This is a genomic window from Paenarthrobacter sp. MSM-2-10-13, from assembly GCF_011605365.1.
Classification (GTDB): Bacteria; Actinomycetota; Actinomycetes; order Actinomycetales; family Micrococcaceae; genus Arthrobacter.
The window spans coordinates 143,971-162,312 of sequence record NZ_JAAOXO010000009.1 but is presented as its reverse complement, the minus strand read 5'-3'; the positions used below and the strand labels follow the sequence as shown (position 1 = coordinate 162,312).

Below are 18,342 nucleotides of genomic sequence, written 5' to 3'. Positions count from 1 at the left end.
GAGAAGGCGGTCAGGGTCCTACCTTGACCACGTATACCTCGACGGCGGCATCCCGGGGGAGCAGGTGCGTGCGGACCGCGCCGGCTACTTCGCGGGCCACGCTGGGTGCGGGGCGAAGGGTGCCTACGCCAATCCGGGCCTTGACTGCGAGCGCGTCTCCATCGCCGGTGACGGAGACCAAGGGAAGAATCTCCCCGGTCACGGCAGCCATGGCCGCACCCGCTATCGACTGCCATAAGGGCTGGGCCGGATATACGGCAGAAACTCCCTCCACTCCTTGGATGACACCGAGCAGTTCCTCCGCCACTGCGGGTGAAGCACCTGCGGATTGGATGCTCCCGGGTTCCAGATGTTCCGTCATGGCTGATCCTCCCGAGTGGTGGGTGCGGGGCTGGTGGGTGGAGAGGGAACCTGGTCTGCGGCGGAAGGCGGTTCCAGAACGTCCCTCACGGTGATGTTGATGGTCTCGATGTTTAGCTCCGTTTGGAAGGCGAGCGTCTGCGCCAACTCACGGCGCAGCTCTTCGGCACGTTCATCCAGGGGGTGTCCGTACACCACGGCTATCTCCACGTCCACGGTAATTCCGGCTCCTGGTGTGGTGACGTCGCCATGCAACCGGCACTTGCCGGCGGCCGTGCCAGGCAGGGCGTCAGCCACGGATCGGATGAGTGCTGAGATTGAACCCTCGGTTTCCCAAAGGGTGTCCTTCGGGTTCCCGGCCTGCAGGGGAATGCTCCTGCCTGGACGCAGCTCCAGCCGGAGGTTGTCCAGGATGGACTGCATCCAGTCGTCATGGCCCGAGCCTGCATCGGCCAGATCCGACGTCAGCAGTTCGCTGCCCAGTTGGGATAGCCGGCGCAACGATGCCAGGCCAGCTTGGCATTCAGGGCATGAGTGGAGATGGGCGGGATCTGCAATCTCTCCGGTGTCCAGATAAGTGCTTAGTTCGGCAAGGCTGTGCCCGCAGTCCAAGGAGTCTTCGGGGGTGTTCATCGCCATTCCTCCATCATGCGCGCAAGGGTGATCCGTGCCCGGGCCAAGCGGCCGCGGACACTGGCTTGGCTGATATTCAACGTCAGTGCGATCTCCTCGTAGCTCTGGTCATTGAATTCCTTAAGAACCCAACATCGCCGTTGTTCCTCGGGAAGCTTTGCGAGCGCCGCTTTTAGGGCCTCCACGCGGGAGGTGATAACTGCGCTGTGCTCGGGGTCCGCTGCCTGCGGCTTGGCGTCGTGCTCCACCTGGTTCTCCACGGCGTCGAGGCCTGCATGATTGCGGCGTCTCCGGAGGTGGTCGATGCTGCGGCTGCCGACAATCCTGAGCAACCATCCCTTGACTGCTGCGGGGTCGCGAAGGTTGTCCAGTTGCTTCCAGGCTTGGACGAGTGTTTCCTGCACGACGTCGTCGGCGTCGGCTTGTGAGCCGGTCAATCGCCGGGCCGTGGCCCGCATCAACGGGCCGTGGCGCCGCGCCAGTGCCTCGAAGGCTGCGGTGTCACCGTCTGCGGCCCGGCCGGCCAGCAGAGCATCGGGCACCAGATCCAATTGGTGCTGCGCTGCGGGTGAACCAGTCACGTTTTCTGCCTTCCCCATCCATGGTCGTCCAAGGTCTCGGTGGTCCTGATGATGCTCAGTGGCGGGACGGTCCCGCTGGCCAGCAGAACCGTCCCGGGCCGGAAGCTACTTTTTGGAGAAACCTTCTTTGAGCTTCTGCGCCGCATCCTTGATGTTCTCGGTGATATCGGCTGCAGCGTCTTTGACCTTTTCGCCTGCCTGCTGGATCTTGGCTTGTGCCTGATCGTGCTGCCCCTCGCGCTCCAGCGACTGATCGCCGGTGAGCTTTCCGGCGCCTTCCTTGGCTGCACCGAGGTGCTCGGTGGCTGCGTTGTTGATCTTGTCGTTGATTCCCATGGTGTTCCCTTTTCTTGTTGTGCACGGTCTCTGCTGAGTCGCGCGTGTTTTAGTGGAAATTCTGAGAGACGGTCACCGCGCGCGACGGGTTCCGGAAATCTGTGTGCGTGGGCCGCTGGTGATCCGGACCAGCGCGGGCAATGGATGTCCCAGCCAGGAGTCGGTGCTCCGGAGGAGGTGTTCCACCGTGTGCGTGAGCTCCCTGGGAGATGCCCCTTTGCGGGCCTCCAGGCGGATGTGGAGCGCGGTGCCACGGCGTGATTCCCAAGCGGAGACGGAGGTTGAGAGCACATCCTTGTTCCCGTTGAGGGCTTCCCGGATAGCGGTGGAGACCAGCCCGGCGTCAACAACAGTTCGTCCGGCGGTACCGTCGGATTGCTCGGCCAAGCGGGGTGTTTTGCCTCCGCCTTGGCTCGCCAGCCAAGCGACGCTGAGGACTGCGCCCACCAAGGGCAGGGCAACTCCCAGCACCAGCCACCAACTCCGAACCGGTTCGGGTAGAGGTGCCGTCCCGGCAAGGCTCCGGGCCTGGTCCCGCACTGAGGATGCCGTGGTGGTCCAGATGTCCGCCGCCGATGGGAGGGTACCTGTCGCGATGAGTGCGGCACCAATACCCAGCAACAGGATCCCCACGAGGGTCAGCAAAATCCGGTTGAGGCCCCGATGTGTATTTCTCATTGCCCCACCGCTCCTTCCGTCAGAACCCGGACGCCGGATGTCATCCGGCGGTCCAATCCGTAGGCGGCCAGTTCGCCGTCGACCGCTTCCCGTACCCTGTCCACCGCGAGCGGTTGGCCCGACGTCGGACGCACTTGGACTCGCACTGAGCGTCCGCCCACGGTGGTGGTCGCCTGGCCCGGTGCAAGGCCGGCGGCGAGCCGAACCCGTCCGGAGACGGCTGCTGCGATGACGTCGTCGTCCACCACTACTGCTGCGCGGTCGCTTTCCAGGGAACGGCGGCGCCGGCGGCCCCTCCCCACCCCGAGTCCCAGGACGAGCAGCCCGAGCAATGCCACGCCGATGCCGGCCGCGATCATGCCCGCCGGGACAGTCTTTCCCGGAAGTTCCTCCAGCCACCGCAGCATCTGGGCCGGGCTGACGAGCAGGGGTTGATCCTTGAGTAACCACAGCACGGATTCGAGGCTCAGCCAGAGCGAGGCTGCCAGCAGGACAGAAGCCGTCAGGATGGAGGGCACGGCGCGGGAAGAGTGCGTTTCCCGGCGAACCAGGCGCCGGATGTGTGGATCCTTGCTCATGTCACTCTCCTTTCCTTGGACACTTCCTGTTTCCCGCCGGTAAGGCGGATGTCCACCCGTCCGATCTCCAGTCCGGTGAGTTCGGTACCCCGGGACGTGATCTCAGCGCGGGCCTGCTGAGCCCGTTCGAAGATGGTGCCGCTACTGTTCCGCGGTTCCAAAAGTGGCTCGAGCCTCAACTTGATGGAGACGCTGACGCCGAGTTTGCCGGCGTCGTCCTCCAAAGCAGCGGTGACGTTGTCTTTGCCGACGCGGAAGGCCCGGGCGGTGACTGCTTCCACGGTTTGCCGGATCGCGTGATGGGTGATCCGGTTATGGCCCCGTGTTTCCTTGCCGTCAGGCCGCCTCGTGGGGGGACTCATGGTGGCGGATCTTGTCCCGTTCATGTGGATGAGCGCTTGCCCCGCAAGGCGTCCAGCACCCCGCGAAGGTCAAGCTTTCCTTCGGCTGCGCGGCCCAGCACTGCTCCGATTCCCATGAACAGTGCCGTGAGCAGCAGGCCCCAGAACCCGAAGGCGAGCCCCGCCACGGCCAGGATGGCGCCGATGGCTACGCCTGCGATAGTGGGGTTCATGACACCCTCGGTTCACGCTCGGAGTCCTCTACGTCTGCGTCGTCGGACGGCACGTGGATGTCAGTGATGGTGACGTTGACTTCCGTGACTTCCATGCCCACCAGGTCTTCGATCGCGGTGTAGACAGCGTCGCGTGCGTTGTCTGCGACTTCCTGAAGCGGATGGGGGTATTCGACCACCAGGGTCACGTCCACAGCCACCTGGGTCTGCCCCACTTCTACGCTGACGCCTTGGGTGAGGTCCTTCTGGCCCACCTTCTCGCGGAGATTGCCGATTGCCCTGGCTGCTCCACCGCCAAGGGCGTGTACGCCGGGAATTTCCTGGATGGCGATGCCCGCAATTTTTGCTACTACGCCGTCGGCGACGGTGGTGGCTCCGCGGCCGTCTTTACCCTTGTTGGGGGTGTCCAGCACGGGTGCCGGGGTCGCCTGGGAGTTCTTGGCGGGAACGTCTGCGGGGGTGTGCGTTTGGATCGTCAAGACGATCACTCCTTTCGGTTTGATGCGGTGCTTGTTGCGCCGTCATGAATAGGACGTGACGACTGGGGCATTCCTCACGGTTGATTTATGTGATGTGCATCACATGTCCGAAGGTCATCACTCGCTTATTTAGTTAGATTCCCATATAACTAGTTTGTCGAGACACATTCTTACGCGGGAGGGCTCTAATGACTGCAGTACTTGTGAGTGAAGAACAGGGCGAGGCTCTCCCTACGGTGACCTCCGGGGCGCCAAGTGCCACCTCCAGTCCCTCAGTGAGGACCAGCCTGCTGGACGAAGTGTGGACGGCCTCCGCGCGGGTTGAGGGTCTTCAATGGGAGATGGACGAGGCGCGGGATTGCCTGGCTACGGCAATGCGTGCCGCCGCAGCGGCCGGTGCGGGCCTTCCGGATCTTGCCATCGCGGCGGGACTTGGTTTTGCCGATATAGAGCAGTTGCTGAACGAGCGCCTGGAGGAGTAGCCCTGCGGCCCTGTGCCCGGAAGATGCTGGATATGCCTTGAGTCTCCTCATGCAGTCCCGCTGGTGCGCTGGTGCGAAATCTTGAGCGAATCTTGAGATGACCCGGCGTCCTTCTTGAGGACCCCGTCCGATGGTTGAAACATCAGCCAATTAGCTGACGGGAACTTCCAGGAAGGACCACCGAAATGACTGACCAGATCTCCGCCAAGTCCGTAACTGCCGGCTCGGCTCACACGAAGTCCGAAGCACTTGCGGGCACGGCCGACACCGCTGGCCATGCCGCGGACGCCGCTGGTCAGGCCCGTGCGGTGGTGACCATCCGTGAGCAGTTCAATCCCCTTGGCGCGGGTCTCCGGAGCATCTGGCCGCAGTCGGTTGTTGGGTTCTAGGACACCACGGTTTGTGATTCGGGCAGGGACCTTTCCCTTGGAAGGTACCCTGCCCGACGTCGTTTAAGGGACCATGGAATCCAGTCCACTCAACAAGGAGGCTTGTCATCAAGGATGAGATGAGAAAGGCCGCCGACGTGGCCGAGGAAGCCGCTAATTCGCAGACTTTCGCAGCCGTTGCCCGCGCGGGATACGCCGTGAGCGGCCTGCTGCACGTCCTCATTGGCGTCATCGCAATCCAGCTCGCGGTGGGCCGCAGCGGCGAGGCCGACGTCAGCGGGGCAGTGACCGAGCTGGCCAACAAGCCAGCCGGACCCGTCCTGCTCTGGGCCTGCTTCGCGGCCTGTGCGGCGCTTGCTCTGTGGCAATTGGGAAACGCCATCCTTGGTTATCGGAACGTCTCGGACAACAAGCTGACCAAGAGGCTCTCTGCCCTTGGCCAGGCCTTGGTATTCGCCGCCTTGGCTGCCACCATCGTGTCCTTCGTGCTGGGGCAAGGCCGGAACAGCAGGGAGTCCAGCAGCGACCTCACCGCGACTCTCATGCAGGCGCCGTTCGGGGTATTCCTGCTCATTGCCCTTGGTGCAGGTATCGCCATTACCGGCATCGTGTTTGTGGTCAGGGGCTTCCGGAAGAAGTTCACCAAAGACCTTTCGCTGTCGTCCAAGCAGACGGTGCATAAGTTCCAACTCTGGGTTGGCGTGGTGGGCTACATCGCAAAAGGAATCGCTTTGTTCCTGGTTGGCCTGCTGGTGGTTATTGCCGCGGCCCGCGCCCAGCCCGAACAATCAACCGGGCTTGACGGCGGCCTGAAAGCCCTGAAGGAGCAGCCCTACGGGCCTTATCTGTTGGCTGCCGTGGCTCTGGGGCTCATTGCTTACGGTCTGTTTCTCATGGTCAAAGCGAGGACGCTGCGGACCTAGGGCTATCCGGGTTTAGGAGCTTGGGAGGCTGGGTACAGGGCACAGGAACCGTGTAGTGCAATCTGAAAAGGGGCAGAACCATGACGCAAGGTGATCCGAACCAGGCTGATAAGCCGCTAACCGACGGGAACCGCCTCTCCTCCGCGCCATCGGACCCCCGCCGCGGGTACCACTCGGGCAAGTTCCCCCAGCAGGAACAGAAACAGCCCGGACTTACCAAACCGTTGGATCCGCAACCAGATCACGGCGAGAAAAGTTACGTGGGGCATGGGCGTCTCCAAGGCAAGATCGCGCTCATCACCGGCGGTGACTCGGGCATCGGCGCGGCAGTCGCCATCGCGTACGCCCGTGAAGGTGCCAACGTGGCTATCAGCTACCTGCCGGAGGAAGAAGAAGACGCGCAGTCGACGGCGGAATGGATCCGTGAGTGCGGCTCGCAGGTCCTGCTGCTGCCCGGCGACGCACGGGATGAAGGCTTCGCGGCGCAGATCGTGGAACGTACGGTGCAGGAGCTTGGCGGGCTCAATGTACTGGTGTTGAACGCGGCGTACCAGAAGAACCGCGAAGGGCTGGAGACTATCCCCACCGAGGAGTTCGACCGCGTCTTCAAGACCAATCTGTATTCCCTCATCTGGACGGCACAGGCAGCCATTCCGCATCTTCGCCCAGGTGCCTCCATCATTGTCACGGCCTCGATACAGGCCTTCAACCCCTCCGCACAGTTGGTCGATTACGCCATGACCAAGGCAGCACAAGTAGCCTTCACCAAGGCCATGGCCGAGGAACTGGGACCCAAGGGTATCCGCGTCAATGCTGTGGCGCCGGGCCCCATCTGGACTCCGCTGATCCCAGCTACCGAATGGCCGGACAAACTGCCCACGTTCGGGCAGGACACGCCCCTGGGCCGGGCAGGCCAGCCGGCCGAGCTGGCACCGGCCTACGTGCTGCTGGCATCCGACGAAGGATCCTACATCTCAGGGGCGGTCCTTCCCGTCACGGGTGGCAAGGGGCTTTAACCCGCTTCTTCCCTTTCCACGGGGATCCACAACTGGCCGCGGCCGTGCGTGCCCCCGGGCCCCACTTGGACGCTGAGCATTTCGGGTCCCGGTGCCCACCTGTAAGGGTTGGCAGGAAACCATTCCCGTTGCGGCGTCTGCCCACATGCCCTGCAGGACTTCCGGGAACTTTCCCTCAGCTTCAAAGACCACCCATAAGCCTGCCGGGACTTCAAGGGACTCGAAACCTTCCGGAGCCGCTTGGGTAGAGGCCACCGCGTGCCAGTAGTCCAGTTCGCTGCCCTCGGTGCGCTGTTCTTCGAGGTTGTCCGTTACGGACACAGGTCCGGCCGGATCCATATCAGCAAGCTCCAGCAAACGCTTGGTGACAGAAGGATCCACGCCGCGCTGGAATTCGATGATGGCGTTGTTGGGTCCTTCGTAGACCAGCGGTACGCGGGCTTTGAGGCCAATAAGGCGGAAAGCTTCTTTGTCTTCTATGCGGTGTTTCATGTCGGTGTTCCCTTCGACTCGGAGGTGGAACCTCAGTTGAGGCTGGGAATGGAGAACTGCGCCCGGAAGCCGTGCCTCGGAGGGGCTCAGTCCGTGCATGGCCTTGAAGGCACGGGCGAATGCTTCTGCCGATCCGTATCCGTAGCGAACGGACACGTCCAGGACCGTAAGGCCCTCCAGGATCTCCGCCGTGGCTGCGGTGAGGCGCCGCCTACGGATGTACTCAGAAACCGGCATGCCTGCCAGGGAGGAAAACATCCGTCTGAAGTGATACTCGGACGTCAAAGCGGCTTTGGCCAAAAACCGTACTTCGATGTCCGTGGTCAAGTCCTGCTCGATCAGCCCTATTGCCCGGTTCCAGCCGTGCATCATGTCCGGCACCCCGTCTCCCTCTTGCACCTGCCTCCATCCTTTCCTTCGACGCTACCCGCGTGTCCAGGCCGAGCGCCCAACAATCCGTGCCCGAAAATATCAGGTCCCGGGCAACGCAAGAGCCCGGAGACTGCAGCTGCAGTTCTCCGGGCTCTTGACTGTATTCAGATGTTACGGCCGACTGGAGCCTGACGCTTCTTCATCCGGTTCGGATGAGAAGGGCCGGTCCTTTGGGGTGTCTTCCGTGTTGTGCTCGTCGAGCTCTGCGTCCGCGGATGGGACCGTCTTCTCGGCGTAGTCGCCCTCGGTGTAATCACCGCCGGCGTCCTCCTTCAGCGTTTCCGGTGACGCGCCTGCGTCGCCGTAATCGCCCTCGACATACTGGCCGTCGAGTTCATCGCCATTGGCGTCGTGGTTCTGGCTGTTAGCCATGGTGTGCCTTGCGGCCGGTGACCAGGCCGTAGATCAGCAGCACGATGATGGAGCCGCCGATGGCCAGGAGCCAGGTGGTGAGGGAGAAGAATTCCTGCAGCCCGGTGCCGAAGATGAGGCTGCCGATCCAACCACCCAGGAGTGCGCCGACGACGCCCAACACGAGAGTGATGAGCCAGCCGCCACCCTGACGGCCGGGAAGAATAAGCTTAGCGATAGCGCCGGCCAAAAGACCGAGCAGAAGAAAACCAAAGAAACCCATTTTTGTTCCTACTTTCTTGTTGATGGAGATCCCATGAACATTATGAAGAGGTTCAGTTCATCGGGTGCCCTGTTCCAAAATGTAGGCACCAAATGCGGGCCCTGAAGGCCCTATGGAATGTGGGGAGTGGAACGAACTGCGCAACCCCGATGAAATTATGAATTACAGCGAACAAAGTACCCGTGCCGATGGGGTCGGACTGGGTGCTACATCAGCAACGCTAGCTGCTCCCGGGACTAGTAGCAAGTAACCTGACTATTAGCGCGCCCTTGCTTGCGGCCTCCAAACACCGGGGATTCGTGCTCCAGTGGCCCTTATGGGAGTCCATGAACCCCTTGGCAGTGCGCTGAACTTTCTCGCGCGACGGCTTCGGGTTTGCGTCCGAATGCTCCTCCGGCCCTCGGCCCGCAGCCCCGGTCCTCAGGGTTTTCATCCATGGGGTTGTCATCCCGTTAGTTCTGTGGAATTCCAATGGTTGGCAAAGCAGTTGAATTTAATGCTCTATTTTGGCGGTCACAGTTAAGTCACCCCGCCATCAAATAAGCCGTCCCGCCGTCAAAGTGCAGGTGACAGGGTGCGGCGCGCGGGGCTAATGTCGATATACAAACACCTCGAAAGGAGTGATCGCTGTGAAAGGCAAAGCATTGTTCGCAGTTGGCGTGGCTGTCGGCTACGTGTGGGGATCGAAGTCCTGGCCGGAGGTGTACCGGCGGATCCGCGGAGGCACGGAGAAGGTCTGGAAGAACCCGGACGTGCAAGAGAACGTCCATCAAGCTACGGAAGCGGTCCAAGAGTCGGTTCCGGACATTCTGGACAACCTGTATGAGGCCGGCAAGAAGTTGATGGAAAAGGCCGAGACCATGTTCCCGGGCATCACTTCCCCCAAGTCGGGCCAGCACACGGACTCCTCTTCCAGCAGCACGCCCACCGTTCCCACCATTAAGTCGGATGTCGTCTCTGATCCCGCCCTTGATGACACCACAGGAAGCGACTGGACCGGCGAGGGCGGCGCTGCACCGGAAGGGCCGGCCACTAACACGCCGCCCAAGCCTTAGCTGACGCGTTCCACCACAGTCAGGATCGCCTCGCCCAGTTCCTTGGGTTTGGTGAATTGCGGCCAGTGTCCCGTGGGGAGGTCGATGTACTCGACGTCATGGATCCTGGCGAGTTCCGCGGTGAAGGGGTGCCCGGCATCCATCCACTCCTTGAGGAGAGAGGACGGGAACTGGCAGGCAATGATGGTGGCCGGAACGTCGTAGCGCCGGACATCGCTCAGGTGTTGCTGGTCAAAGGCAACGCCTTTGGGCTCCGGTATGGCCCGCGCACGGAACGCTTCCTTAAGCTCGTCAGTCAGGTCAATCAGGTCTTCGTCTTCGAACAGTTCCCAAGGCGGCAGCGGGAGGTCGTCGCCGTCGTCGGGCAGTTCATCATTGATGACTCCGCCCTCACCGAGCGGTCCGCTGTCAACGTAAATGGCGTGGGCCACCCGGTCCGGGCGGGTGTCTGCCACGCCGTGGATGATGGCGCCTCCACCAGAATGGCCCACAAGGATGACTTTGCCGTCCAGAGAGTCCACCTTCGCCACCACGGAGTCAATGTGCGTGCGGAGGCCGATGCCCGCGCGTGAGGCATCCACCGACTCCAGCCCTGGCAGCGTCAGCGGATGAACCGTGTGGCCAGCTGCTTCCAGGGGCGGCGTCACCTCCTCCCACGACGATGCGTCCAACCAGAATCCGGGTACAAGGATGATGTCCATGCCGGTACCCTACGGGAGCCCACCGACAGTTTGTAGGCTTCCCCCAAACCCACCCTCACCCAACCAGGTCGCAGCAGAGCGCGTTGTGAGCGCTGAAAACGCGCTCTGCTGCTACTCGGTTGGGTGCGTACGGGGGGTTGACGAAGGTCACGTTCGCCGTCATAGTAATTCGTATACGATTTCGTACTTGATCGTATTCGAGGAAGAGGAGGCGCCGTGACATTGGAGTTTCGGACCCAGGAAGTCAGCCAGGACATGCTGGCCCGGACGCGCAAAGTCATTGCCGTCCACATCAACTACCCCAGCCGCGCCGCACAGCGCGGACGCACCCCGGAGCAGCCGTCGTACTTCCTGAAGCCGTCGTCCTCGCTGGCGCTCGGCACCACTGAAGCTCCAGGCGCGGTAGAGCGCCCGGCCGGTTGTGAACTGCTTGGCTATGAGGGTGAGATCGCGCTGGTGATCGGCAAGTCCGCCCGCCGCGTCAGTCTTGAGGACGCTTGGAGCCACGTCGAGTGGGTCACCGCGTCCAACGACCTCGGCGTGTACGACCTCCGTTACGCGGACAAGGGCTCCAATGTCCGCTCCAAAGGCGGCGACGGCTTCACTCCCGTTGGCCCCGCGCTGATCCCGGCCGACGCCGTCGACCCCACCCAGCTGCGGATCCGCACCTGGCACAACGGGGACCTCGTGCAGGACGACACCACCGAGGACCTGCTCTTCCCGTTCGCGCAGCTCATCGCGGACCTCTCCCAACTGCTCACGCTCGAAGAGGGCGACATCATCCTCACCGGCACCCCGGCCGGCGCCTCTGTTGCCAAGCCGGGTGACGTCGTCGAAATTGAAGTCACCGGCGGCGACTTCAGCAGCGGCCGTCTGGCCACCAGAGTAACGGAAGGTACGACGCCGTTCGCGAACTTTGGTGCCCGGCCCAGGACTGATGACACCCAGCGGGAAGAGGCCTACGGATCACGCGAAGCTGCCGGTTTGGCTCCTGCCGTTTCCGTGCTGACTCCGGCGCTGAAGGCGAAGCTGGAATCCGTTGCTACGGCGACCCTTTCTTCGCAACTCCGCAAGCGTGGACTGAACAATGTAAGCATCGACGGACTGCAGGCAACCCGTCCGGACCGCAAAGTGGTGGGCCTCGCCAGGACTCTCCGCTACGTTCCCAACCGCGAGGACCTGTTCACAACCCATGGCGGCGGATTCAACGCCCAGAAACGTGCCATCGATTCCGTGAACGAGGGCGAAATCCTGGTCATGGAAGCCCGCGGCGAGAAGGGCACCGGCACCGTGGGGGACATCCTGGCGCTGCGGGCCCAGGTCCGCGGAGCTGCCGCGATCATCACCGACGGCGGCGTCCGCGACTACTCGGCCGTGGCTGACCTTGACATGCCTACCTACTTCGCCAACCCGCACCCGGCAGTGCTGGGCCGCCGCCACATTCCGTGGGACACGGACATCACCATCGCCTGCGGCGGCGCTACCGTGCAGCCGGGGGACATCATTGTGGCCGACTCGGACGGCATTCTGGTGATCCCGCCGGCCATCGCCGATGAACTTGCCGATGACTGCATTGCCCAGGAGAAGGAAGAAACCTTCATCTTCCAGATGGTGCAGGAAGGCAACAGCGTTGACGGGCTCTACCCCATGAACAAGGAATGGCAGGCACGCTTCCAGGAGTGGTCCGCTCGCCAGCAAACCGCGGAAGGAGCCCACGGTGCCTGAAACCGCCCTCGAGAGCGCCGCCGTCGAGAGTAAATCCCAGCAGGCGTATGCCGCCGTCAAGGAGCGGATCATCCAGGGCACTTACACGCCGGGGTACCGGCTGGTGCTCGCCAAGATCGCCGAGGACCTGGGCTTTAGCGTGGTTCCCGTGCGGGAAGCGATCCGCCGGCTGGAGGCCGAAGGGCTGGTGAAGTTCGAGCGGAACGTGGGCGCCACGGTCTCGGGCATTGATCCCACCGAGTACCTCTACACCATGCAGACGCTGAGCATCGTGGAAGGTGCGGCCACCGCGTTGTCGGCGCCACTGATCGATGCCATTGCCATAGAACGTGCGCGTGCGGTCAACGCCGAGATGCGTGAATGCCTGGAGCATTTTGATCCCGTCCGCTTCACCGCGCTGAACCAGGATTTCCACAGCGTCCTGTTTGAGCACTGCCCCAACCCGCACATCCTGGACCTCGTGCACCGGGGGTGGAACAGGCTGGCGTCCCTGCGATCGTCCACCTTCCGTTTTGTCCCCGGACGCGCCCAGGAATCGGTGCGCGAACACGAGGCACTCCTCCAGCTCATCGAGGGCGGAGCAGATGCCGACACCATCGAAAAAGCAGCCCGACAACACCGCGCCGCCACCTTGGACGCGTACCTCGCCACAGCAAAGAACCAGTAAGGACTTCAATGATGAGTACCTCTACAGAAACCACCAAGCACTACGTCCCCCAGGACCTGCCCACCCACATCCAGCACTTCATCAACGGTGAGTTCGTTGACTCGGTGTCCGGCAAGACCTTCGACGTCCTGGATCCGGTATCCAACGGCAACTACGCCACCGCTGCTGCCGGCCAAAAGGAAGACATCGACCTTGCTGTCGCCGCCGCCCGTGAAGCCTTCGTCAATGGGCCGTGGCCGAAGATGAAGCCCCGCGAGCGTGCCCGGGTGTTGAACAAGATTGCCGATGCCGTGGAGGCGCAGGAAGCACGCCTCGCCGAACTCGAAACCTTCGATACCGGCTTGCCGATTACCCAGGCCAAGGGCCAGGCCCTCCGTGCGGCGGAGAACTTCCGCTTCTTCGCGGACCTGATCGTGGCCCAGTTCGACGACGCCATGAAGGTCCCGGGCTCACAAATTAACTACGTGAACCGGAAGCCGATCGGCGTCGCCGGCCTGATCACCCCGTGGAACACCCCGTTCATGCTGGAGTCCTGGAAGCTTGCCCCGGCCCTGGCCACGGGCAACACCGTGGTCCTGAAACCTGCCGAATTCACACCTTTGTCCGCGTCACTGTGGGCGCAGATTTTCAAGGACGCAGGCTTGCCTGACGGTGTGTTCAACCTGGTCAACGGCCTGGGCGAAGAAGCCGGCGATGCACTGGTGAAGCACCCGGATGTTCCGCTGATTTCCTTCACCGGTGAGACCACCACGGGCCAGACCATCTTCCGGAACGCGGCCGAAAACCTCAAGGGCCTGTCCATGGAGCTCGGTGGCAAGTCCCCGTGTGTCGTGTTCGCAGATGCAGACCTGGACGCAGCCATTGATTCCGCGCTCTTTGGGGTCTTCTCGCTCAACGGCGAGCGCTGCACCGCCGGCTCCCGCATCCTGGTGGAGCGGGCCATCTACGACGAATTCTGCGAGAAGTACGCCGCCCGGGCCAAGAAGATCGTGGTGGGCGATCCCCACGATCCCAAGACCCAGGTGGGCGCACTCGTACACCCGGAGCACTACGACAAGGTGGCGTCCTACGTGGAGATCGGCAAGTCCGAAGGCCGGCTCCTGGCCGGTGGCGGCAGGCCCGACCACCTCCCTGAAGGCAACTACATCGCACCCACGGTGTTTGCCGACGTAGCGCCTGACGCGCGGATCTTCCAGGAGGAAATCTTCGGTCCCGTCGTGGCCATCACGCCCTTCGAGAACGACGACGAAGCCCTCGCCTTGGCCAACAACACCAAGTACGGCCTGGCGGCCTATATCTGGACGCAGAACCTGACCCGGGCCCACAACTTCTCCCAGAACGTGGAAGCCGGCATGGTGTGGCTCAACAGCCACAATGTCCGCGATCTCCGCACCCCGTTCGGTGGCGTGAAGGCGTCCGGTCTGGGCCATGAGGGCGGCTACCGCTCCATCGATTTCTACACCGACCAGCAGGCCGTGCACATCACCCTCGGATCCGTGCACACCCCCAAATTCGGCGCCTAAACTCGGAGTTTTTGTACAGATAACGCCCCTAAAACCCGTTCTTAAGGGCCGTACCTGTACAAAAACTCCATCCACCTGACCCCTTTCAACGAAGAGAGAATCCCATGAGCAACTTCACCGGCCCCATCCCCACACCGTCGGTCCCCGCGCCGGACATTGTCCGCTGCGCCTACCTGGAACTCGTGGTCACTGACCTCGAGAAGTCCCGCGCGTTCTACGTGGACCTCCTGGGCCTGCACGTCACCGAAGAGGACGAGAACACCATCTACTTGCGCTCCTTCGAGGAGTTCATCCACCACAACCTGGTCCTTCGCAAGGGCCCCGTCGCCGCCGCTGCCGCTTTCGCCTACCGGGTGAAGTCCCCGGCCGAGGTGGACGCCGCCGAGGCGTACTACCGCGAGCTGGGCTGCCGGGTGGAACGCCGCAAGGAAGGCTTCACCAAGGGCGTGGGCGACTCCGTCCGCGTGGAGGACCCGCTGGGTTTCCCGTACGAGTTCTTCTACGACGTGGAGCACGTGGAACGCCTCACCCAGCGCTACGACCTCTACTCCGCCGGTGAACTGGTCCGCTTGGACCACTTCAATCAGGTCACCCCGGACGTTCCGCGCGGCCGGGCCTATCTCGAGGATCTGGGCTTCCGCGTCTCTGAGGACATCAAAGATTCCGACGGCGTCACGTACGCCGCCTGGATGCACCGCAAGCAGACCGTGCACGACACCGCCCTGACCGGCGGCAACGGACCCCGCCTGCACCACATCGCGTTCTCCACGCACGAGAAACACAACATCATCCAGATCTGCGACAAGATGGGCGCCTTGCGCATCTCTGACAGGATCGAACGCGGCCCCGGGCGCCACGGCGTGTCCAACGCGTTCTACCTCTACATCCTGGACCCGGACGGCCACCGCGTGGAGATCTACACCCAGGACTACTACACCGGAGACCCGGACAACCCCACCGTCACGTGGGACGTCCACGACAACCAGCGCCGTGACTGGTGGGGGAACCCCGTGGTCCCGTCCTGGTACACGGAGGCCTCCCCGGTCCTGGACCTCGACGGAAACCCGCAGCCCATTATTGAACGCGAAGACAAGTCCGAAATGGCCGTCACCGTGGGCGCCGATGGCTTCTCCTACACCCGCGCCGACGCTGCCTCCGGCGAAGCTGCCGAGGGCTTCAAACTGGGAGCGCAGGTCTAAACCATGATGGACGCGAAGACGATCGAAGCCATTGCCGACGAGCTCCTCGAAGCCGGCCGTTCCCGTACGCCGGTTCCGCGGTTGACTGCCCGCTACCCCGATATGACGGTGGAGGACTCCTACGCCGTTCAGCAGCTCTGGATGCGGCGGAACGAAGAAGCAGGCCGCACGTTGGTGGGGCGGAAGATCGGCCTCACGTCCAAAGCCATGCAGGCCGCCACGGGCATCACCGAGCCTGATTACGGTGCCATTTTCGATGACATGGTCCTGGAAACCGGCTGCTCAGTGGAGTGGGACCAGTACACGCATCCGCGGGTTGAGGTGGAGTTGGCGTTTGTCCTCAAAGACGCGCTCAAAGGACCTGGCTGCACCATTTTCGACGTCCTCAACGCCACCGACTACGTGGTCCCGGCCCTCGAGATCCTGGACTCCAGGATCGAAATGGAGGGCCGGACCATCGTGGACACCATCTCGGACAACGCTGCGATGGGCGCCATGGTGGTGGGCGGCCGCCCGGTGCGGCCCGACGCCGTCGACCTCCGCTGGGTCTCCGCCATTCTGTACAAAAACCAGACCGTGGAAGAGACCGGAGTGGCCGCTGGAGTGCTCGATCACCCGGCCAACGGGGTCCACTGGCTGGCCAACAAAATTGCCGCGCACGGTGACTCGATGAAAGCCGGAGATATCATCCTGGCGGGCTCGTTTACACGTCCCCTATGGGTGTACAAAGGTGATACCGTGCACGCGGACTACGGACCGTTGGGAGTTGTGACATGTCACTTCAGCTGAGCCCCACCTTCTATTCGGCCCTCTCCGAAGCCGGCCGTCCGTTGGCCGGCATGTGGGTCTGTTCCGGCAGTCCGCTCGTGGCGGAGATCTGCGCGGGCTCCGGTTTGGACTGGCTGCTGATCGACGCCGAGCATAGCCCCAACGGGCTCGAATCCATCCTTGCGCAGCTCCACGCCGTCAGCGGGTACCCGCCGCAGGTCATGGTCAGGCCACCCGTCAACGACACCGTGATCATCAAGCAATACCTGGACCTCGGTGTGCAGAACCTGCTGATCCCCATGGTGAACTCGGCCTTCGAGGCAGCCACCGCAGTGGCCGCGGTAAGGTACCCGCCACTCGGGGTGCGGGGAGTCGGCTCGGCTCTGGCCCGCGCATCACGCTGGAACCGGGTCCCGGACTACTTGGCGTCCGCTTCGGAATCGATCAGCCTGACGGTCCAGATCGAATCGGAGGCTGCGGCATCAGCGGTGGAGGAGATCCTGGCGGTCGACGGCGTGGACGGCATCTTCCTCGGCCCCTCGGACCTGGCCGCTTCCATGGGGCTGCTGGGACAGCAGGAGAATCCCTTGGTGAGGGCCGTCGTCGAGCATTGCCTTGAAGCCGCAAAAGCGGCCGGCAAGCCCGCAGGCGTGAACGCCTTCAACGAGGCAACAGCCCGCGCCTATCTCGACGCCGGGGCCTCCTTTGTCCTGGTGGGCGCCGATGTTGCGGTGCTGGCCCGCGCTTCCGAGGGCTTTGCATCCACGTTCATTCCGGTGTCTAAGACGGCTGACCGCGAAAGCTACTGACCCTTTGGTATCCGCGGCCTGCGCGTGGGTTAGGCTCGAATGAACGAGGCAGCCTGAGGGACAGTGCCATGAATCGTCGTGTTGTAGCTGTATTTGCTGTTGTAACTATGCTCGGAGTGGCTGGTTGTTCGTCGCCGACGGGCCTGGATGTCCTGGTGCGGGAAGCGACGGCGGAGGACGAACTTCCGGGGACCGTGAGCCTTATCAGTGTGGATACGGACATCAAAGCCGGGTCAGCCCGGTTGCTGACAACGTACGACGACGTGGAGTACTACGCGGCCAAGAGCTCCACTGGCGGGTCCGCCTGGATCCACCCCAACGTCCTCTATAAATCCCGCTAGCTATTTGCGGGCCATGTACCACTCCGTGAATTCGCGGGCGCGGCCGTCCTCAGCAAACCGGATGACCCACAGGTTGTCGTAGGTGGGGTCGCCGTTAAGGTACGTGGTCAGGCCCTGGACGAAAGCCGTGTCGTCGTCCCTGCCCAAGAGCGTCCATTCGAACGTCCAGTCCTCCGGCTTGTCCCCGGCGTCAGCCCATGCTTTGACGATCTCTTCGTGGCCGTTCCACGGTTTCGCCGTGTTGGGCCGGTCGTAGTAGACGGCGTCCTCGGTGAAAAGCGCCCTGATTTCTGCGGGATCATTCGAGGTCCACGCGCGTTCGTACTGATCCATCCAGGAGTTCACGTCGTTGCTCATCTACCCGTTCTACCCTGCTGGGGCAGGTGGGTTCAACGGTGCGGTTGTTGGTTTCACCGAACGTTCCATCCCGGTTAGCGTCCCGCCTTCCCTCTCACAGACGGTCTTCGGGTACCAGCGGTCATCAAGCGCCCGACGGCGGCAGGTTCAGTCTTCGTCGAGCGTTTCAGTCAGGTGGTGCGTGGGGATGCGATCGCGGTCGTACGTGATCTCCGTGTAGCCGTGAGGTTGGGGGCGGCCGTCGGGGCCGAGGTTCACAAAGACGATCTCCTCGATGGTAAGGATCGCTTCGCGCGTGATCATGTTGCGGACCTCGGCGCGCATGGTCAAGGACGTGCGGCCGAAGCGCTTCGCGGTCAGGCCCATCTCAACCAAGTCACCTTGAACTGCGGAACTGACGAAGTTGATCTCCGAAATGTACTTGGTGACGGCACGGCCGTTGCCCAGTTGGAGGATGGCGTAGATCGCGGCCTCTTCATCGATCCACTTCAGCAGGCTGCCACCAAAGAGCGTGCCGTTGGCGTTAAGGTCCTCGGGCCGCACCCATTTGCGGGTACGGAAGGTGATGTCTGCTTTTTCCATAATCCGAGATTATCGAACTGAAGCAACC

27 protein-coding genes are annotated in these 18,342 nt (G+C 62.7%); 12 read left to right on the top strand and 15 right to left on the bottom strand.

Going from position 1 to position 18,342, the window contains the following annotated elements; genetic code table 11:
- Positions 1-10 precede the first annotated feature (10 nt).
- The 9 genes from HAV21_RS16760 to HAV21_RS16720 form a co-directional block, all read right to left on the bottom strand.
- Positions 11-361: a hypothetical protein gene (locus tag HAV21_RS16760; protein ID WP_142937520.1), complete on the bottom strand. Its 351-nt coding sequence runs from the start codon at positions 359-361 to the stop codon at positions 11-13.
- Complete coding sequence (locus tag HAV21_RS16755) at positions 358-993, bottom strand: Asp23/Gls24 family envelope stress response protein (RefSeq protein WP_142937521.1); 636 nt, start codon at positions 991-993, stop codon at positions 358-360. The genes HAV21_RS16760 and HAV21_RS16755 overlap by 4 nt, the downstream gene beginning before the upstream one ends.
- On the bottom strand, positions 990-1,592 hold the full coding sequence (locus tag HAV21_RS16750; protein WP_142937522.1) for an RNA polymerase sigma factor: 603 nt from the start codon (positions 1,590-1,592) through the stop codon (positions 990-992). The genes HAV21_RS16755 and HAV21_RS16750 overlap by 4 nt, the downstream gene beginning before the upstream one ends.
- Positions 1,593-1,679: 87 nt before the next feature.
- Positions 1,680-1,910 (bottom strand): CsbD family protein, encoded by a 231-nt coding sequence (locus tag HAV21_RS16745; protein WP_142937523.1) that lies wholly within the window; start codon positions 1,908-1,910, stop codon positions 1,680-1,682.
- A gap of 72 nt (positions 1,911-1,982) precedes the next feature.
- The gene (locus tag HAV21_RS16740; RefSeq protein ID WP_142937524.1) at positions 1,983-2,588 is read right to left on the bottom strand and encodes a hypothetical protein; all 606 of its coding nucleotides are present in this window, start codon (positions 2,586-2,588) and stop codon (positions 1,983-1,985) included.
- A complete protein-coding gene (locus tag HAV21_RS16735; protein WP_166842518.1) occupies positions 2,585-3,166 on the bottom strand; it encodes a hypothetical protein in 582 nt (193 codons plus the stop codon). Before HAV21_RS16735 ends, HAV21_RS16740 begins: the two co-directional genes overlap by 4 nt.
- Positions 3,163-3,528 (bottom strand): hypothetical protein, encoded by a 366-nt coding sequence (locus HAV21_RS16730; RefSeq protein ID WP_166842517.1) that lies wholly within the window; start codon positions 3,526-3,528, stop codon positions 3,163-3,165. Before HAV21_RS16730 ends, HAV21_RS16735 begins: the two co-directional genes overlap by 4 nt.
- A gap of 20 nt (positions 3,529-3,548) precedes the next feature.
- Positions 3,549-3,740, bottom strand: coding sequence for a DUF2273 domain-containing protein (locus HAV21_RS16725; protein ID WP_142937527.1), 192 nt, complete (start codon positions 3,738-3,740; stop codon positions 3,549-3,551).
- Positions 3,737-4,219, bottom strand: coding sequence for an Asp23/Gls24 family envelope stress response protein (locus HAV21_RS16720; RefSeq protein WP_142937528.1), 483 nt, complete (start codon positions 4,217-4,219; stop codon positions 3,737-3,739). Before HAV21_RS16720 ends, HAV21_RS16725 begins: the two co-directional genes overlap by 4 nt.
- 188 nt (positions 4,220-4,407) lie before the next feature.
- On the opposite strand from HAV21_RS16720, the gene HAV21_RS16715 reads away from it, so the two are divergent.
- The 4 genes from HAV21_RS16715 to HAV21_RS16700 all read left to right on the top strand — a co-directional run bounded on the left by HAV21_RS16715 (position 4,408) and on the right by HAV21_RS16700 (position 7,029).
- On the top strand, positions 4,408-4,701 hold the full coding sequence (locus HAV21_RS16715; protein WP_142937529.1) for a hypothetical protein: 294 nt from the start codon (positions 4,408-4,410) through the stop codon (positions 4,699-4,701).
- A 185-nt stretch (positions 4,702-4,886) separates the two neighbouring features.
- The gene (locus tag HAV21_RS16710) at positions 4,887-5,090 is read left to right on the top strand and encodes a hypothetical protein (RefSeq protein WP_166842516.1); all 204 of its coding nucleotides are present in this window, start codon (positions 4,887-4,889) and stop codon (positions 5,088-5,090) included.
- 119 nt (positions 5,091-5,209) lie between these two features.
- Positions 5,210-6,013, top strand: coding sequence for a DUF1206 domain-containing protein (locus HAV21_RS16705; protein ID WP_166842515.1), 804 nt, complete (start codon positions 5,210-5,212; stop codon positions 6,011-6,013).
- 80 nt (positions 6,014-6,093) lie between these two features.
- Positions 6,094-7,029, top strand: coding sequence for an SDR family oxidoreductase (locus HAV21_RS16700; protein ID WP_166842514.1), 936 nt, complete (start codon positions 6,094-6,096; stop codon positions 7,027-7,029).
- On the opposite strand, the gene HAV21_RS16695 is transcribed toward HAV21_RS16700, so the two are convergent.
- The 3 genes from HAV21_RS16695 to HAV21_RS16685 all read right to left on the bottom strand — a co-directional run bounded on the left by HAV21_RS16695 (position 6,988) and on the right by HAV21_RS16685 (position 8,587).
- The gene (locus tag HAV21_RS16695) at positions 6,988-7,920 is read right to left on the bottom strand and encodes a helix-turn-helix domain-containing protein (RefSeq protein WP_347877667.1); all 933 of its coding nucleotides are present in this window, start codon (positions 7,918-7,920) and stop codon (positions 6,988-6,990) included. The genes HAV21_RS16700 and HAV21_RS16695 overlap by 42 nt on opposite strands.
- Before the next feature lie 144 nt (positions 7,921-8,064).
- The gene (locus HAV21_RS16690) at positions 8,065-8,325 is read right to left on the bottom strand and encodes a hypothetical protein (protein WP_142937533.1); all 261 of its coding nucleotides are present in this window, start codon (positions 8,323-8,325) and stop codon (positions 8,065-8,067) included.
- Positions 8,318-8,587: a GlsB/YeaQ/YmgE family stress response membrane protein gene (locus HAV21_RS16685; RefSeq protein ID WP_142937534.1), complete on the bottom strand. Its 270-nt coding sequence runs from the start codon at positions 8,585-8,587 to the stop codon at positions 8,318-8,320. The genes HAV21_RS16690 and HAV21_RS16685 overlap by 8 nt, the downstream gene beginning before the upstream one ends.
- A gap of 629 nt (positions 8,588-9,216) precedes the next feature.
- Between HAV21_RS16685 and HAV21_RS16680 the strand changes: the two genes are divergently transcribed.
- Positions 9,217-9,642: a hypothetical protein gene (locus HAV21_RS16680; RefSeq protein WP_166842513.1), complete on the top strand. Its 426-nt coding sequence runs from the start codon at positions 9,217-9,219 to the stop codon at positions 9,640-9,642.
- Here the strand turns inward: HAV21_RS16680 and HAV21_RS16675 are convergent.
- On the bottom strand, positions 9,639-10,343 hold the full coding sequence (locus HAV21_RS16675; protein ID WP_166842512.1) for an alpha/beta hydrolase: 705 nt from the start codon (positions 10,341-10,343) through the stop codon (positions 9,639-9,641). The two genes, HAV21_RS16680 and HAV21_RS16675, sit on opposite strands and share 4 nt — an antisense overlap.
- A 216-nt stretch (positions 10,344-10,559) precedes the next feature.
- Here HAV21_RS16675 and HAV21_RS16670 point away from each other — a divergent pair, with 216 nt between their 5' ends.
- The 7 genes from HAV21_RS16670 (at position 10,560) to HAV21_RS16640 (ending at position 17,375) form a co-directional block, all read left to right on the top strand.
- Positions 10,560-12,068: a fumarylacetoacetate hydrolase family protein gene (locus HAV21_RS16670; protein ID WP_166842511.1), complete on the top strand. Its 1,509-nt coding sequence runs from the start codon at positions 10,560-10,562 to the stop codon at positions 12,066-12,068.
- Complete coding sequence (locus tag HAV21_RS16665; protein ID WP_166842510.1) at positions 12,061-12,735, top strand: GntR family transcriptional regulator; 675 nt, start codon at positions 12,061-12,063, stop codon at positions 12,733-12,735. Before HAV21_RS16670 ends, HAV21_RS16665 begins: the two co-directional genes overlap by 8 nt.
- Before the next feature lie 11 nt (positions 12,736-12,746).
- Positions 12,747-14,258 (top strand): 5-carboxymethyl-2-hydroxymuconate semialdehyde dehydrogenase, encoded by a 1,512-nt coding sequence (hpaE, locus tag HAV21_RS16660; protein ID WP_142937539.1) that lies wholly within the window; start codon positions 12,747-12,749, stop codon positions 14,256-14,258.
- A gap of 104 nt (positions 14,259-14,362) precedes the next feature.
- A complete protein-coding gene (gene hpaD, locus HAV21_RS16655) occupies positions 14,363-15,457 on the top strand; it encodes a 3,4-dihydroxyphenylacetate 2,3-dioxygenase (RefSeq protein WP_166842509.1) in 1,095 nt (364 codons plus the stop codon).
- Positions 15,458-15,460: 3 nt separating this feature from the next.
- Positions 15,461-16,246, top strand: coding sequence for a 2-oxo-hept-4-ene-1,7-dioate hydratase (hpaH, locus tag HAV21_RS16650; protein ID WP_142937541.1), 786 nt, complete (start codon positions 15,461-15,463; stop codon positions 16,244-16,246).
- The gene (locus tag HAV21_RS16645) at positions 16,231-17,034 is read left to right on the top strand and encodes an HpcH/HpaI aldolase/citrate lyase family protein (RefSeq protein WP_142937542.1); all 804 of its coding nucleotides are present in this window, start codon (positions 16,231-16,233) and stop codon (positions 17,032-17,034) included. The genes hpaH and HAV21_RS16645 overlap by 16 nt, the downstream gene beginning before the upstream one ends.
- Before the next feature lie 68 nt (positions 17,035-17,102).
- The gene (locus tag HAV21_RS16640; protein WP_142937543.1) at positions 17,103-17,375 is read left to right on the top strand and encodes a hypothetical protein; all 273 of its coding nucleotides are present in this window, start codon (positions 17,103-17,105) and stop codon (positions 17,373-17,375) included.
- On the opposite strand, the gene HAV21_RS16635 is transcribed toward HAV21_RS16640, so the two are convergent.
- A complete protein-coding gene (locus tag HAV21_RS16635) occupies positions 17,376-17,732 on the bottom strand; it encodes a nuclear transport factor 2 family protein (protein ID WP_166842508.1) in 357 nt (118 codons plus the stop codon).
- A 147-nt stretch (positions 17,733-17,879) separates the two neighbouring features.
- Entirely contained in the window at positions 17,880-18,314 is a 435-nt protein-coding gene (locus HAV21_RS16630; RefSeq protein ID WP_011776502.1) for a hotdog domain-containing protein, read from the bottom strand.
- Positions 18,315-18,342: the final 28 nt, after the last annotated feature.

Excerpts from the sequence above, each read along its gene's own strand:
- HAV21_RS16755 (WP_142937521.1), bottom strand. The coding sequence starts at position 993 with ATGAACACCCCCGAAGACTCCTTGGACTGCGGGCACAGCCTTGCCGAA.
- HAV21_RS16645 (WP_142937542.1), top strand. The coding sequence starts at position 16,231 with ATGTCACTTCAGCTGAGCCCCACCTTCTATTCGGCCCTCTCCGAAGCC.
- hpaE (WP_142937539.1), top strand. The coding sequence starts at position 12,747 with ATGAGTACCTCTACAGAAACCACCAAGCACTACGTCCCCCAGGACCTG.
- hpaH (WP_142937541.1), top strand. The coding sequence starts at position 15,461 with ATGATGGACGCGAAGACGATCGAAGCCATTGCCGACGAGCTCCTCGAA.
- HAV21_RS16750 (WP_142937522.1), bottom strand. The coding sequence starts at position 1,592 with ATGGGGAAGGCAGAAAACGTGACTGGTTCACCCGCAGCGCAGCACCAA.
- HAV21_RS16745 (WP_142937523.1), bottom strand. The coding sequence starts at position 1,910 with ATGGGAATCAACGACAAGATCAACAACGCAGCCACCGAGCACCTCGGT.
- HAV21_RS16710 (WP_166842516.1), top strand. The coding sequence starts at position 4,887 with ATGACTGACCAGATCTCCGCCAAGTCCGTAACTGCCGGCTCGGCTCAC.
- HAV21_RS16715 (WP_142937529.1), top strand. The coding sequence starts at position 4,408 with ATGACTGCAGTACTTGTGAGTGAAGAACAGGGCGAGGCTCTCCCTACG.
- HAV21_RS16685 (WP_142937534.1), bottom strand. The coding sequence starts at position 8,587 with ATGGGTTTCTTTGGTTTTCTTCTGCTCGGTCTTTTGGCCGGCGCTATC.
- HAV21_RS16635 (WP_166842508.1), bottom strand. The coding sequence starts at position 17,732 with ATGAGCAACGACGTGAACTCCTGGATGGATCAGTACGAACGCGCGTGG.
- HAV21_RS16640 (WP_142937543.1), top strand. The coding sequence starts at position 17,103 with ATGAATCGTCGTGTTGTAGCTGTATTTGCTGTTGTAACTATGCTCGGA.
- HAV21_RS16735 (WP_166842518.1), bottom strand. The coding sequence starts at position 3,166 with ATGAGCAAGGATCCACACATCCGGCGCCTGGTTCGCCGGGAAACGCAC.
- HAV21_RS16740 (WP_142937524.1), bottom strand. The coding sequence starts at position 2,588 with ATGAGAAATACACATCGGGGCCTCAACCGGATTTTGCTGACCCTCGTG.
- HAV21_RS16760 (WP_142937520.1), bottom strand. The coding sequence starts at position 361 with ATGACGGAACATCTGGAACCCGGGAGCATCCAATCCGCAGGTGCTTCA.
- HAV21_RS16675 (WP_166842512.1), bottom strand. The coding sequence starts at position 10,343 with ATGGACATCATCCTTGTACCCGGATTCTGGTTGGACGCATCGTCGTGG.
- HAV21_RS16630 (WP_011776502.1), bottom strand. The coding sequence starts at position 18,314 with ATGGAAAAAGCAGACATCACCTTCCGTACCCGCAAATGGGTGCGGCCC.
- HAV21_RS16725 (WP_142937527.1), bottom strand. The coding sequence starts at position 3,740 with ATGAACCCCACTATCGCAGGCGTAGCCATCGGCGCCATCCTGGCCGTG.
- HAV21_RS16690 (WP_142937533.1), bottom strand. The coding sequence starts at position 8,325 with ATGGCTAACAGCCAGAACCACGACGCCAATGGCGATGAACTCGACGGC.
- hpaD (WP_166842509.1), top strand. The coding sequence starts at position 14,363 with ATGAGCAACTTCACCGGCCCCATCCCCACACCGTCGGTCCCCGCGCCG.
- HAV21_RS16730 (WP_166842517.1), bottom strand. The coding sequence starts at position 3,528 with ATGAGTCCCCCCACGAGGCGGCCTGACGGCAAGGAAACACGGGGCCAT.
- HAV21_RS16700 (WP_166842514.1), top strand. The coding sequence starts at position 6,094 with ATGACGCAAGGTGATCCGAACCAGGCTGATAAGCCGCTAACCGACGGG.
- HAV21_RS16705 (WP_166842515.1), top strand. The coding sequence starts at position 5,210 with ATGAGAAAGGCCGCCGACGTGGCCGAGGAAGCCGCTAATTCGCAGACT.